This window comes from Luteibacter sp. GL_149, from assembly GCF_057834065.1.
Window position 1 is genome coordinate 3,563,269 of the sequence record NZ_CM174395.1, and the last position, 13,614, is coordinate 3,576,882.

Annotated in this window: 15 protein-coding genes; 7 read left to right on the forward strand and 8 right to left on the reverse strand. The window is 64.6% G+C overall.

Annotation, left to right across the window (positions count from 1 at the left end; translation table 11 throughout):
* Nucleotides 1-51: 51 nt before the first annotated feature.
* Together AC3IR3_RS15730 and AC3IR3_RS15735 are read right to left on the reverse strand one after the other, a co-directional pair.
* Nucleotides 52-1,110 (reverse strand): FecR family protein, encoded by a 1,059-nt coding sequence (locus AC3IR3_RS15730; protein WP_489193478.1) that lies wholly within the window; start codon nucleotides 1,108-1,110, stop codon nucleotides 52-54.
* Complete coding sequence (locus tag AC3IR3_RS15735) at nucleotides 1,107-1,649, reverse strand: RNA polymerase sigma factor (RefSeq protein WP_489193480.1); 543 nt, start codon at nucleotides 1,647-1,649, stop codon at nucleotides 1,107-1,109. Before AC3IR3_RS15735 ends, AC3IR3_RS15730 begins: the two co-directional genes overlap by 4 nt.
* Nucleotides 1,650-2,021: 372 nt before the next feature.
* On the opposite strand from AC3IR3_RS15735, the gene AC3IR3_RS15740 reads away from it, so the two are divergent.
* Nucleotides 2,022-2,156, forward strand: coding sequence for a hypothetical protein (locus AC3IR3_RS15740; RefSeq protein ID WP_489193481.1), 135 nt, complete (start codon nucleotides 2,022-2,024; stop codon nucleotides 2,154-2,156).
* Here the strand turns inward: AC3IR3_RS15740 and AC3IR3_RS15745 are convergent.
* Nucleotides 2,135-2,914 carry an RNA methyltransferase gene (locus tag AC3IR3_RS15745; protein WP_489193482.1) on the reverse strand — a complete coding sequence of 260 codons (780 nt, stop codon included), beginning with the start codon at nucleotides 2,912-2,914 and terminating at the stop codon, nucleotides 2,135-2,137. The genes AC3IR3_RS15740 and AC3IR3_RS15745 overlap by 22 nt on opposite strands.
* Before the next feature lie 131 nt (nucleotides 2,915-3,045).
* Here AC3IR3_RS15745 and AC3IR3_RS15750 point away from each other — a divergent pair, with 131 nt between their 5' ends.
* Complete coding sequence (locus AC3IR3_RS15750; RefSeq protein ID WP_489193483.1) at nucleotides 3,046-3,849, forward strand: inositol monophosphatase family protein; 804 nt, start codon at nucleotides 3,046-3,048, stop codon at nucleotides 3,847-3,849.
* A 199-nt stretch (nucleotides 3,850-4,048) separates the two neighbouring features.
* Nucleotides 4,049-5,065 (forward strand): metallophosphoesterase, encoded by a 1,017-nt coding sequence (locus AC3IR3_RS15755; protein WP_489193484.1) that lies wholly within the window; start codon nucleotides 4,049-4,051, stop codon nucleotides 5,063-5,065.
* Between the two features lie 41 nt (nucleotides 5,066-5,106).
* On the opposite strand, the gene hda is transcribed toward AC3IR3_RS15755, so the two are convergent.
* The 3 genes from hda to AC3IR3_RS15770 form a co-directional block, all read right to left on the reverse strand.
* Entirely contained in the window at nucleotides 5,107-5,802 is a 696-nt protein-coding gene (gene hda, locus AC3IR3_RS15760; protein ID WP_489193486.1) for a DnaA regulatory inactivator Hda, read from the reverse strand.
* Complete coding sequence (locus AC3IR3_RS15765; protein WP_489193488.1) at nucleotides 5,799-6,947, reverse strand: AI-2E family transporter; 1,149 nt, start codon at nucleotides 6,945-6,947, stop codon at nucleotides 5,799-5,801. Before AC3IR3_RS15765 ends, hda begins: the two co-directional genes overlap by 4 nt.
* Before the next feature lie 112 nt (nucleotides 6,948-7,059).
* Entirely contained in the window at nucleotides 7,060-8,049 is a 990-nt protein-coding gene (locus tag AC3IR3_RS15770; RefSeq protein WP_489193490.1) for a DUF8605 domain-containing protein, read from the reverse strand.
* A 298-nt stretch (nucleotides 8,050-8,347) separates the two neighbouring features.
* Here AC3IR3_RS15770 and purM point away from each other — a divergent pair, with 298 nt between their 5' ends.
* The 3 genes from purM to AC3IR3_RS15785 all read left to right on the forward strand — a co-directional run bounded on the left by purM (nucleotide 8,348) and on the right by AC3IR3_RS15785 (nucleotide 10,847).
* Nucleotides 8,348-9,385 (forward strand): phosphoribosylformylglycinamidine cyclo-ligase, encoded by a 1,038-nt coding sequence (gene purM / locus AC3IR3_RS15775; protein WP_489193491.1) that lies wholly within the window; start codon nucleotides 8,348-8,350, stop codon nucleotides 9,383-9,385.
* Nucleotides 9,386-9,390: 5 nt separating this feature from the next.
* A complete protein-coding gene (purN, locus tag AC3IR3_RS15780; protein ID WP_489193493.1) occupies nucleotides 9,391-10,062 on the forward strand; it encodes a phosphoribosylglycinamide formyltransferase in 672 nt (223 codons plus the stop codon).
* Between the two features lie 71 nt (nucleotides 10,063-10,133).
* Nucleotides 10,134-10,847: a DUF3108 domain-containing protein gene (locus AC3IR3_RS15785; protein ID WP_489193494.1), complete on the forward strand. Its 714-nt coding sequence runs from the start codon at nucleotides 10,134-10,136 to the stop codon at nucleotides 10,845-10,847.
* A gap of 47 nt (nucleotides 10,848-10,894) precedes the next feature.
* Here AC3IR3_RS15785 and murA read toward each other — a convergent pair whose 3' ends face one another.
* Both murA and AC3IR3_RS15795 read right to left on the reverse strand, forming a co-directional pair.
* Nucleotides 10,895-12,154, reverse strand: a complete 1,260-nt coding sequence (gene murA, locus AC3IR3_RS15790) for a UDP-N-acetylglucosamine 1-carboxyvinyltransferase (protein ID WP_132144409.1) — start codon at nucleotides 12,152-12,154, stop codon at nucleotides 10,895-10,897.
* A gap of 41 nt (nucleotides 12,155-12,195) precedes the next feature.
* Nucleotides 12,196-12,435 (reverse strand): BolA family protein, encoded by a 240-nt coding sequence (locus AC3IR3_RS15795; RefSeq protein ID WP_132144407.1) that lies wholly within the window; start codon nucleotides 12,433-12,435, stop codon nucleotides 12,196-12,198.
* A 153-nt stretch (nucleotides 12,436-12,588) separates the two neighbouring features.
* On the opposite strand from AC3IR3_RS15795, the gene AC3IR3_RS15800 reads away from it, so the two are divergent.
* Nucleotides 12,589-13,602, forward strand: coding sequence for a KpsF/GutQ family sugar-phosphate isomerase (locus tag AC3IR3_RS15800; RefSeq protein ID WP_489193496.1), 1,014 nt, complete (start codon nucleotides 12,589-12,591; stop codon nucleotides 13,600-13,602).
* Nucleotides 13,603-13,614: the final 12 nt, after the last annotated feature.

Here is a 13,614-nt window from a genome sequence, read left to right on the forward strand (position 1 = left end):
GAAAAACCATAGTGCCGTCCCGAGCGCAGCGCCGTCCGCCGCATCCGGGCACTATTTGCGCTCCGCCCTGGACAAGACGATCCGGTCGGCGAACGAGCTTACGCGTACCGGAAATACCTGCGGCAATGCGTCGAGCCAGCTGTCGATGGAATCGATCTTGACCGTGCCGGTGAAAGTCATGGCGCCCAGGCGCGCATCGGCGATCTGCACCGGCCGCCGGCTATACCGGTTGATATTGGCCACGACCACCGAAACCAGCTCGTTATCGAACTCCAGGCGATTGCTCCGCCACGCCACAGCGTGCTCGGGCTCGACGTTGCTTACGGTCATCGCGGCCGTCACGGGGTCGTACGACACCTGCTGACCGGCCACGGCTTCCAGAGCACTCTGGGCGGTCCCGTCGTTCGTCGTCGAACGGCCGGCCGGTGCGATGCGGACGCGCCCCTCGGTAACCGCGACGATCACACGCTGATCGGTACGACGGACATTGAATGCGGTGCCGAGATCGCGGATCGCCAACGGCCCCGCCGTGACCACGAATGGCCTTTTCTCATCGTGGGCCACATGAAAGAAGGCCTCTCCGGTATCCAGCTCGATCAGACGATGACCGTTGTCGTAGCGCGTCGTCAGTGCCGAGGCACCGCCCAGCGCGATGCCCGATCCGTCGGGTAGCGAAATATCCTCGTTCTGCCCCACAGAACTTGCGTAACGCTGACCAGACGACACGTTGTCGCGTCCCTGACGATCGAGAAGGCGGCCGGCGAAAACCGCCACGACCAGGGACGCGGCAATCGCAGCGACATAAACCGGCCAGCGCGCGCGCCGGGCACGTGGCTCGACCTTCGGGGCAACTGGCGCAGCGAGAGGGACGGCAGGCGCCGCAAGCCCGGCGATGAGCCGCATACGCGTCGCCTCGTCCGCTGTCGCGAACTGCTCGGTGAGCTCCCCGATCTGGTCGAAGGCACGGGGATGGCACTCGTCGGAGTCCATCCAGGTCAACCACTGTCCGACCGACTCCTCCGGCAGGTGGGTTTCCCGCAGGCGCAGCCACCAGGTCGCGGCCTCGCGCAGGACGAGTTCGTCGGGTTGCATGGAAATTGCGGCCATCATGGCGTCTCCGCTCGGTTGCATCGTGCCCGGCAATGGGCCAGCGCATTGCTGACGTGGTAACGCACCATGCGCTCGGAAAGATTCATGGCCTGGGCGACGGTGCCGAACTCGCGCCCTTCGATCATGTGCATCACGAAAGCACGGCGTGTTTTGGGGGGTAGCTCGCGCAAGGCTTCCTCGATGACGCTCCATTGCTGGATGGCGTCGGTGTGCCGCTCGGGTAGGGGGGGGCGGTGCCAGTCGTCGGTGTCCGGGTCGGCCGGCGCGTTGTTCCGGACAGCATGTTTGCGGATGCCGTCCACGGCCAGATTGGCGGCAATCCGGAACATCAGCGCCTTCGGGGAGTCGACCCGGACGCTCTCGTCCAGCGAAAGCATCCGCACGTAGACCTCCTGCGCCACTTCCTGTGCATCCGCCCGCGAATTGAGCCGGCACTGCAGGAACGCGACCAGCGAACGGTTGTGCTCGTCGAACAGTTTCGCGACCCGCGCGGCACGGTCCGTCGGCGCTTGCGCGTCGATGGGCACGTCGTCGCTCACGTGTCGGTTATCCATACTTTCCGGGTTGAGCATCTGGGTGGCTGACCATGCGTCTGAGACGTTCCAGAGCTATGACGTTCGCAGGGCCGAAAATTGAAATGCCGCTCGCCCGATACCGGACCCCGGTTCAAAGCGCATTCAAGGCCAAGCCGCATTATGGGCCTATGGACCCTTCCGAACCGCTACAGATGGATGGGGATGGGGATGGGAAGTGGGGGCGTGTTTCCGGCGAACGCCTGAGGGAACGACAAGCGCCAAGCGGACGTTACTTCCACCGGGCGATACCGGCCCCCTCAGGCGAACGCCGGAAACACGCCCCCACTTCCCATCCCCCATCCCCCTGGCTGCCCCGCTTCCTATGTCTTCGGCGGCATGCTGATCGCGTTCGCGCGGGTGGAGCGGGACGGTGCCCTGTTGCTTGCCGTATGGGCCGCCGTGGTGACGATCGTCATCGCATCCGCCATCTTCAGCCGCGCTCTGACCGACTACGTCCGCGATTTGTTCTGATCCTGTCCGGCCAGCTGGGCCATGCGCTGCGCGTCGGCAAGAATGCCATGCAGGATGCGTAGCTCGCGCAGATCGGGCCGCGCCCGCAGGAACAGCTTGCGCAAGCGAAGCATGATCGTCACAGGCGAACGGCCCTTATGGAAGTCAATATCGTCCAGTGTCCGGGACAGGTGCTCGAAGAAGCGTTCGACCTGCTCGGCATCGGCCGGCACGTCCTCCTCGGGCACCTGGGTATCGGCAGCGGTGGATTCCTCGGCCAGCATGACCGTGCGTAACTCGTAGGCAACGACCTGAACCGCCTGCGAGAGATTCAGCGAGCTGAAATCGTCCACGCTGGGAATGCGCACCATGGCGTGGCAGCGCGAAAGCTCATCGTTCTCCAGCCCCGTACGTTCGTTACCGAAAACCAGCGCCACCTTTTCACCCCGCCGCGCCGCCGCCAGGGCCTGGCGAGCCCCCTCCCGGGGATCCAGTTCGGGCAACGTCACGCCCCGGCGCCGGGCGCTGAGCCCCAGAGCAAAGGTCGTGCCCGCCAGCGCCTCCACCAGGTCACCGTGGATTTCGGCCTGCCCCAGGACGTCGTCCGCACCCGCCGCCAGGGCCGTGGCCTCGGGATCGGGAAAGCGGTTGGGCGCCACCAGACTCAGTCCATCGAAGCCCATGGTGCGCATAGCGCGGGCGGCGGAGCCGATATTCCCCGAATGCGAGGTACGCACCAGAATGAAGCGGAAACGGTCGCTGAGCTCGGATAAGGCCATGGGGGGCACGCGTGAAGGCGGAAAGCGGGAAAGTCTACAACGGGTCCGACTTGGGGCGCGGCGCCCGGGATGCTAAACTCGCCCACCGCCGCGGCACGACCGCGGCCTTTGCTCTCGACCAAGTCAAGCCCATGCCAAGACCCGCAGTCAACGTAGCGGCGCGCGCTGCGCGCTCCGCAGGAAATATCATCCTGCGTTACATGAACCGCATCGAAGGCCTTGCCGTCGTCGAAAAGCAGCGGATGGATTTCGCATCCGAGGTCGATCGACTGGCGGAAGCCGAGATCGTCAAGGAGTTGCGTCGCGCCTATCCGACCCACGCCATTCTCGGCGAGGAATCGGGCGCCATCGGCAAGGGTCCGCTGGTATGGGTCATCGACCCGCTCGACGGCACGCACAACTATCTTCGCGGCATCCCCCACTTCTCCGTTTCCATCGCCCTTCTCGAAAAGGGCGAGCCGGTCTACGGCGTGGTATTCGATCCGCTGCGCGACGAACTGTTCACCGCCAGCAAGGGCGATGGCGCGTACCTCAACGATCGCCGCATCCGCGTCAGCAAACGCGAAGGTCTCGCCGGCTCGCTGCTCGGCACGGGCTATCCGTACCGCGCCCGCAACCATATCGAGTCCCAGCTGGCGATGACCCAGGCCCTGCTCACCGAGGCCGAAGACATCCGTCGCATGGGTTCGGCGGCACTCGACCTCGCCTATGTTGCGGCCGGTCGTCTCGACGGCTATTTCGAGCCGGGCCTGCAGCCGTGGGACATGGCCGCGGGTGGCCTGCTCGTTCGCGAGGCCGGTGGCGTGTATTGCGATTTCGCCGGCCGCGAAGGCCTGCCGACCAATGGCAATATCATCGCGGCGAATCACAAGATCGCTGCCGCCATGACCACGGTCATCGGCGCCCACGCAACGCCGCGACTGCTTCAGGCCTGATAACACCAAACGGCGCCCGGCCGCTCTTGTAGGCATTCGCCTGGCAAACGTGCCAGCGATGTCCGCAGCACTTCGTGCGGCCATATTCATGCGCCGCACAAGTGTGACGAAGTTCCGTTTTCGATGTGATGGGGTTTGCACAATCCACCCCGCCGCCCGTCCCCACGGCCGGCGCTTTCACATCGATAAGGACTTCCCCATGAATCGCAATACCCTACGTCGCGCCGTTTTCGGCGCGCTGATGTCGCTCGGCTTCGCGTCGGCAGCTCACGCCCAGTTCGACGAAACGCCGCATACGATGATCGTCACGTCGGACCCCCAATATCCGTGGACCGACCGCACGGACGCAAATCAGGACGAACCGAAGTATTTGCAGGAAGCCCGGTCCGAGCAACTTATCAAGGAGCAATACGAAAGTATTGCCGCCTATCGGCGAGCTCGCCCCGGCATGGATATTCCGGTGATCGTCAACGGCGATCTGACAGCTTATGGACATGGCAACCAGCGCACCGTCATGGAACGCCTCTATCGCATCCTGGGCGATAACTACTACCTCGGCCTGGGCAACCACGACTACGACAACAACATCCGCCAGTCGAATGGCTCCGGATGCGCCAACAACGGATGCGCACGCGACAGCCTTGACGGATTGCGCGACCACGTAAAGTCCCGGAACGTGCTGGCCTTCGATTTCGCCGACCACACGGGCGCGTTTGGCGGCGAGTTCGACGGTAGCTATGCGTATGCCTTCGAGGCAAAGGGCTTCGAGCGCGTAGCGAATATCCAGCTCAATAACTACCCCACCTACGAGGTCTCGTTCACTACGAACAAGACATTCAACTATAAGTTCAACGTCAACTCATCGGTGCCATGGCTTCACGAACTGATGCCGCGATTGAAGGCCAGTACCCGCGACTTCGACTTCACGATGATCCACGTGCATCAGCCCAAATGGGACAACGAAGTCAACGAACTGATAAGGACAAACAAAGTACCCGTGGTTTTCGCGGGGCATTTGCACGGCCGGATGGGCCGTTACCACTCGGCGAATCTCGGCAACGTACCGGTCTTCCTTAGCGGATCTGCCTCGCAGCGCACCTACCTTATCGTCGAGCACTATCCAAAGGCAAAGGTGCTGCGCGTCTACGGTGTGCGCAATAACGACCCGGAAAACAAGCAACTGATCGAAGAAATCCAGGTACCTGGTCAGGGCTGAGTAAACCGCGCGCCGTCATCGCCGGATGGCGACGCGCAACTTCAATCCTTGCGCAGAAGATTGCGCAGAAAAGGCACCGTGACGCGTCGCTGCGCAGCAAGAGATGCACGATCGAGCTGGTCGAGCAGGTCGAGCAGTGCGCCCAGGTCGCGCGCATGGTGCGCGAATAGCCAATCGAGTACGTTCTCGTCCAACTCGATGCCACGTACCTTCGCCTGTTCGCGCATGATCGTGCGACGTTCCACATCGGCCAATGGCTTCAGCACGAACTGCGTGCATGAACCCAGGCGCGAACGCAGGTCGGGCAGCACGATATCGATCGCAATGGACGGCACATCCGCCGCGAACAGCAACGTCGCCCCTTCGGCGCGATAACGATTGAAGGCATCGAAAAGCGCATGCTCCGCAAGGTCGTCTCCAGCAATCGCGTCGACATCGTCCAGGGCAAGAACGTCGCTACCCGCCATGCCGCGGATGGCATCCGCACGAGATCCGCGCATCCCGCCCAGCGGCAGATACTGCGCGGTGCGGCCGGCATCGATCGCGGCCTGGCAAGCCGCGATCAACAGATGCGTGCGACCGCTACCGGCCGGCCCCGCCACGAACACCCAGGGCGCTTCGGGCGAAACGGCCGCCAGACGCACCGCCTCGATCGCAGCCGCGTTCTCCCCGGCGTAGGTGTGCTCGAAACGCTGGCGACGCGGCCAGCGAAGTGCGAGGGGAAGCTGTGTCGTCATGGACTTCCGTCGTCGACCGTTCGGGATACGTGCGACGTCACCGAGACGTCCACATCGACTTCGACCTCATCGGGAACATCCGTCGCCGGCTCGGTATACAGCTCGCTTTCGCGATAACGGGCGAACACGTAGCGCAGCAGCACCACCACGACCGATGCGGCCGGCAGCGCCAATAGCACGCCGAGGAACCCGAACAGATGGCCGCCCGCCAGCACGGCGAAAATCACCGCGACGGGGTGCAGACCGATCTTGCCGCCCACCAGTCGCGGAACCAGCACATAGCCCTCGAGCAACTGACCGACAGTAAACACACCGGCGATCATCAGCACGTGGGTCCAGTCGCCGTACTGCACGAGCGCGGCAATCAGCGCGGCAACGAAGCCGATCATGAAGCCGAGATAGGGAACGAAGCTGAGGAGGCCCGCAATCATGCCGATCAACGGACCGATCGAGATGCCGACCAGCGTGAGGCCAAGGCCATAGAACACGCCGAGCGCGAGCATCACCAATAGCTGGCCGCGAACGAAGGCGCCCAGCACCTGGTCCGACTCCTTCGAAAGATGGACGACCACCGGCTCGATCGAGCGCGGCAGCAGGCGACGGATGGTCGCGATCATCGTGTCCCAGTCGCGCAGCAGATAGAACGCGACGACGGGAATCAGCACGAGATTCGTCAGCCACATGACGATACCCATGCCCGATGCGGACACCTTCGCGATGGTCGCGGCAACCACGGAGCCGACCGAACCGATGTGCTCCTTCACCGTAGCGATCAGCTTGTCGGTATCGAACGTGTCCGGCTCCAGATGCAACCGCTGCTGCACCCAGGGCAGAGCCGTTCCGCGCACCCATTCGATGTATCGCGGCAGGTTCTCCGACAGGTTCTCGAACTGGTGCTGGATCAGCGGCACGAGCAGCAGCAGTGCGCCGATGACCGCGATGACCAGCACGGTGAACACGATGCTGACAGCCAGTGTCCGCCCCATGCCAAGGCGCTGCAGGCGATCCGCGAGCGGGTCGCCGAGATAGGCGAGCATCGCGGCGATCGCGAAAGGCATAAGCACAGGCGCCAGCAGCCAGATCACGAAGATGATGACCGCGGCAATAGCCAGCAGCTGCCAGCGGCGCGAGGTGTCGTGAGTCATGCGTGTCCCGATCGACTGAAGGAAGGAATCCGCGACTTTCCTGCAGCGGATGTGATGCAAGTGTGCCCGAAGACGCCACTCGGAGCGGCGCGGGCTGGCCGGACGTGGGCTGTCAAGGAACCCAGCGCGTGCTGATATCGGCACCTTCATGGCCATCGGCGGCCAGGATATGGCCTTCCGTGGCATAGCCGGCAACCAGACGGGCAAGGGGCGCCGACGCGCTTACCGAAAGCAGGACGCCGTCGTTTTGCGCGGACAGCGTGGCGACCGAACGCACTGCCGGATCGTTCTGGAAGGTGGCCAGTAAAGCGGCATAGTCCGCCGCCGAACGCAGGCCCGATACCCAGACCTTGCCGCTGGAGCTGCCGCTGGCGGAGCTGACGAACTGACGGTCGAGACGATCGGCCATGGCATTGGCGCCATTGGCCAGCAGTGCCGGCAACGCCTCGCCACTGTCCTTCCAGCTCTGCGAACGGCCTGCGGAAACCAGCGTCCAGTCCGTGTCGCCACCGGCGTCGACCGTGCCCTGCAGGATGACCGCGGTGTTGTACTGCCGGGCGATGTTCGCCAGCGTCGTGGCATCGGCACCCGCGATGGCGGCCGGATCGGGGACGTTGTCGGTCTTGGGCGACACGACGGGATAGCCGCGCGTGTCCGCCATCTGCGTCAGCGGAATCAGGGATTCGGGCGCGAGTACCCTGCCGCTGGCATCGCGAACGATGACCAGCACCGGCGCCTTGGGGGCCGCCGCGGCACTGTCCCCGACACTGAGGACACGACGGATTGCGCCGGGATCGAACGTGACCTCGAGGCTCATCGGCGAGCCCGCGCCACCGGTGGCGCGGGCGTACTGGTATTGCTGGACCAGACCGCCGGGTTGCTTCATGGCTTCGGCATAACCGGGCTTGGTCCGGGGATCGGCCCCGCCGTTGGCGCGCGCCAGCACCTGGGTCAGAGCCGAGGCAAAGGCCTGGTCGCGGACCGGCTGGGTGGTATCGGCCACGGGCACGGTCACCGAATACACGGTGGTCTGGGCCATGACAGGCGACAGCACGGCCAGGGCGAGCAGCAGCAGAACGGCGAGAAGGCGGCTTGGGCGCATGGCGGGGGATATCGCTATATATAGAGACAGGAAGTCTGCACAATCCGGGCGATGACGTCCATCACGAGCGGGGATGGGGGATGGGGGATGGGAAGTGGGGGCGTACTTCCGGCGAACGCCCGAGGGAGCGACAAATGCCATGCAGACGCTACTCCCACCGGGCGATATCCACCCCCTCAGGCGTTCGCCGGAAGTACGCCCCCACTTCCCACCCCCCATCCCCCATCCCCGCTCTTCGTTCAGAGCACCCCCGGCATGCTGCTATCATTGCGCGTTTCGTCAGTGCCGGAACCGTCTTATGTCCTCCGACCAGGGCTCCCTTACCTATCGTGCCGCGGGCGTCGACATCGACGCCGGCAATGCCGTCGTCGAACGCATCAAGCCACTGGTGAAGCGTACGTTCCGCCCGGAGGTCATGGGCGGACTCGGCGGCTTCGGCGGTTTGTTCGACCTCTCCGGCCGCTACCGCGAGCCGGTGCTCGTCTCCGGCACCGATGGCGTGGGCACGAAGCTCAAGCTCGCCCAGCAACTGGGACGTCACGACACGATCGGCATCGACCTGGTCGGCATGTGCGTCAACGACGTCCTGGTCCAGGGTGCCGAACCGCTGTTCTTCCTCGATTATTTCGCCACCGGCAAGCTGGACGTCGACACGACGGTTTCGGTCGTCGGCGGCATCGCACGGGGTTGCGAACTGGCCGGTTGCGCGCTCATCGGCGGCGAAACCGCCGAAATGCCCGATATGTATCCGCCTGGCGAATACGACCTGGCCGGCTTCACCGTCGGCGCGGTCGAGAAGTCGGACCTGCTCGACGGCAGCGCCATCGCCGCTGGCGACATCATCCTGGGCGTCGCCTCGTCGGGTCCGCATTCGAACGGCTATTCGCTGGTTCGTCGCATCCTCGAGCGCGCGGGCAGTCCGCTGGACCTCGACCTGGGCGGCGTGTCGCTCGGCGACGCCCTCATGGCGCCGACCACGATCTACGTGAAGCCCATCCTCGACGTGGTGAAGAAAGTGCCGGTGCACGGCATGGCTCACATCACCGGCGGCGGTCTCAAGGAAAATATCATCCGCGTGGTGCCCGAGGGCCTGGGCATCGAACTCGACAGCGCGTCCTGGGCGCTGCCGCCCGTGTTCCAGTGGCTGCAGCGCGAAGGCAAGGTCGAGCGCGAGGAAATGTGGCGCACGTTCAACTGCGGCATCGGCTTTACCCTGCTGATCGCCGCCGGGGACGTCGACGCCGCCAAAACGGCGCTCGCCGGACACGGCCTGGCATCGTGGGCCATCGGCAAGATCGTTCCCGCCACGGGCGAAGAACGCGTCCGCATCGCCTGACGTCGATGGCTGCCGCACCGCTGCGTATCGCCGCGCTCGCTTCCGGGCGCGGCAGCAATCTTGGCGCCCTGATCGCCGCCCGCGACAACGGGCGGCTTCCGGTCGACTTCGTCCTGGTCGGTAGCGACAAGGCGAGCGCGGGCGCACTCCAGATCGCCTCGGCGGCAGGGATTCCGACGCTCGCATTGAATCCCCGCGACTACGCGAACCGACGCGAGTTCGACCTCGACCTGTTCGGCCGCATCGCCGCCAGCGGCGCCGATCTGCTGGTGCTCGCCGGCTTCATGCGTATCGTCGATGCCGAGGCCATCGCGCCCTGGGCGGGTCGCGCCATCAACGTCCATCCCTCGCTGCTGCCGAAGTACCGCGGACTGCACACCCATCGCCGCTGCCTCGAAGCCGGCGATGCCGAACATGGCGCCAGCGTGCACTTCGTCACGGCCGAACTCGATGGCGGTCCGGTCATCGCGCAGGCGCGGATCGCCGTACACCCGGACGATACCGAGCAGACGCTGGCCGAACGCCTGCTGGTCGAGGAACACCGGTTGCTACCGGCGACCGTGATGGCCATCGCGAACGGGCGACTGACGTGGGACGGCGCGCCGGTTTTCGATGGGAAACCCGTCGAAAACCCGCTCCGAATGACCGCAAACGGCAGCCTGGAACGTTCTCTGTAGGAGCCCGCTTGCGGGCTCCTACAAATAGTGCCCTACGCCATCGTTCAGCATCGCGGGCTAAACTCGGGCCCATGACTATCTCATCCCGCCTCCTCCGCAGTACCGCCCTCGCCCTCGCTCTTGTCGCCGGTTCGGCCGTGGCCGCCGACACCGTGCCGAAGGCGTTCACCGCCACCTACCAGGTTCTGAAGGACGGCGAGCCGCTCGGCGAAGCCACCGTCACGTTGAAGTCGGCCAGCGGCGGTCAGTTCGAATATGCCAACAGCACGAAGGGCACCTCGGGCCTGGCCGCCATGCTCGGCGCCAATGTCGACGAGGTTTCGCATTTCCGCTGGTCCAGCCTGGTGCCCGAAGCCGTCAGTTACGACTACAGCATGACCGCGTCGATCAAGTCGAAGCAGCGCCACCTCAAGGTCGACTGGAACAGCAAGCAGGTCAGCGTGGACGACAACGGCAAGAGCTTCGGCTATGCCGCCACGCCCGGTATGGTCGAGCGCAATACCCTACCCCTCGCCCTGGGCGTCGCGCTGCGCGCCGGCCATCAGCAGATCGCGCTTCCGGTCGCCGTGAAGCAGGAAGTCGAAAACCAGCAGTTCAAAGTATCGGGCAAGGAAAAAGTGCAGGTGCCCGCAGGCTCGTTCGATGCGGTGCGCATCGACCGCGTCGATGCCGATCGCGGCTTCAACGCCTGGTACGTGCCGGCGAAGTTCCCCGTGCCGGTAAAACTGGCGCAGAAAGACGGCGGCAATCTGACAATGCAGCTGGTCAGCTATTCGGGCAAGTAGCGCGCCGCGCTACTGCTGTAGGAGCCCGCAAGCGGGCTCCTACAATTTCACGACGGCAGACGGCGGATCTTCGCGCCGAGTACGCCTAGCTTTTCCTCGATGTTCTCGTAGCCGCGATCGATGTGATAAACGCGATCGACCGTGGTGTCGCCTTCCGCGACCAGCCCGGCCAGCACGAGACACGCGGACGCGCGCAGGTCGGTCGCCATGATCGGCGCACCGCTCATCTGCGGCACACCGGTGATGATCGCCGTATTGCCTTCCAGACGGATATCGGCACCCAGGCGCTGAAGTTCGTGCGCGTGCATGAAGCGGTTTTCGAACACCGTTTCCGTGATGACGCCGACGCCTTCGGCCACGCAGTTCAGCGCGGTGAACTGGGCCTGCATGTCGGTCGGGAATGCCGGATACGGCGCGGTGGTGATGTTGACGGCCTTCGGACGCTTGCCGCGCATATCGAGCTCGATCCAGTCGTCGCCCGTATTGATGTGCGCACCGGCTTCCTCGAGCTTCGCCAGCACCGCATCCATCGTGCCGGCACGCGCGTTGCGGGCGCGGACCTTGCCGCCCGTCATCGCGGCACCGACGAGGAACGTACCGGTTTCTATACGGTCCGGCAGCACTTCGTATTCGGCGCCGTGCAGACGCTCCACGCCATGGATGATGAGCGTGGACGTGCCCACGCCTTCGATCTGCGCACCCATTGCAATGAGGCAGTTGGCCAGGTCGACGACCTCGGGCTCCTGCGCCGCGTTCTCGATGATCGTCGTACCCGAGGCGAGGGTGGCGGCCATCAGGATGTTCTCGGTACCGGTGACGGTGACCATGTCCATGACGATGCGAGCGCCCTTCAGACGCTTCGCGGTGGCCTTGATGTTGCCGTTTTCGACCGTGACCTCGGCGCCAAGCGCCTGCAGGCCGCGGATGTGCTGGTCGACGGGACGCGAGCCGATCGCGCAGCCGCCGGGCAGCGAAACCTCGGCCTTGCCGTAGCGGGCGACGAGCGGGCCGAGCACCAGGATCGACGCACGCATGGTGCGCACCAGTTCATACGGGGCGACGCAGTTGTTTTCCGGACGAGGATCGATGTGCATCTTCATGCGATCGTCGAGAATCAGCTGCACACCCATGCGGCCGAGCAGCTCGATGAACGTGGTGACATCGTGCAGGTGTGGCACGTTGCCGATGCTGACCGGTTCGTCGGCGAGCAGGCAGGAAGCGAGGATGGGAAGGACGGCGTTTTTCGCACCGGAAATACCGACTTCGCCGTTGAGCGGCGTGCCGCCACTGATCACGATCTTGGCCATGAGAACCTTAAGCTTGGGAGGAAGGGGGCGTAGCGGCGCCGTCAGCGGCGCGCGGCAGCCTCTTCCGGAGTGAGTGTTTTCAGGCCGAGCGCGTGGATCGCGCCGCCCATGAGGTCGCCAAGAGTGGCGTAAACCAGACGATGGCGCGCCAGCGGCAGCTTGCCGGCGAACTGCTCCGCGACCACATCGGCCTCGAAATGAACGCCATCTTCGCCGCGTACGTCCGCCCGGGCGCCGGGCAGGCCGCTTTCGATCAATGCCTGGATACGGGCAGCGTCCATGAAATCTCCGGAATGGGGGTCGGCCTTTTTGCCGGGGGGATTCGAAACGAACCCTGAACCACCGGTCGATGGCAGCGACGATAAAATGAGAATATGTAATGGTAATGGAAATCCGGTGTCGCAGAAATGGACGCCTTAAGGCAACGAGACCGCATGAACGCCCGTATCGCAACGCCCGTTAAACCCACAGTCGTCAACGCCGATGCCGTGGTGCGCAGCGCACGCACGGTAATCGCCACCGAAGCCGCCGCCATCCGGGCTCTGGAATCGCGTATCGACGCTTCGTTCGTCGAAGCCTGCCACCTCATCCTGGGGTGCAAGGGCCGCATCGTCGTGTCCGGCATGGGGAAATCGGGCCATATCGCCCGGAAAATCGCCGCCACGCTGGCTTCCACGGGCACACCGGCTTTCTTCGTCCACCCGGGCGAGGCCAGTCATGGCGATCTGGGCATGATCATGCCCGACGACATCCTGCTGGCCATCTCCTATTCGGGCGAAACGGACGAGTTGCTCTTCATCCTGCCCGCGATCAAGCGCCAGGGCATTCCGATGATCTCGATCACGGGCAACCCGAAATCCTCGCTGGCCAGCCAGGCCAACGTCAATCTGGACGCGGGCATCCCCTCGGAAGCCTGTCCGCTTGGACTGGCCCCGACCGCCAGCACCACGGCCGCGCTGGTCGTAGGCGACGCGCTGGCGATCGCCCTGCTGGAAGCCCGCGGCTTTACGGCCGACGACTTCGCGCGGTCGCACCCCGCCGGCAGCCTCGGGCGCCGCCTGTTGCTGCATATCGCCGACGTCATGCACTCGGGCGACGACGTTCCGGTGGTCGGTCCGGACGCCAGCCTGACCCAGGCCCTGGTCGAAATGACCCGTAAGCACCTCGGCATGACCGCCGTCGTCGACGCCGAAGGACACCTGCTGGGCGTCTTCACCGACGGCGATCTGCGACGCGCCCTCGATGACGATGGCGTCGATCTGCGCGGCGCGACCGTGGCGGAACTGATGACCCGCGGTCCAAAGACCATCGGCTCGGACAAGCTGGCTGTCGAAGCGGCGCAGCTTATGGAACAACACCAGATCCACGCGCTGCTCGTGGTCGACGCGGAACAGCGCGTCGTCGGCGCCCTCAATATTCACGACCTGCTCCGCGCCCGCGTAGTCTGATCGGCCATCGGT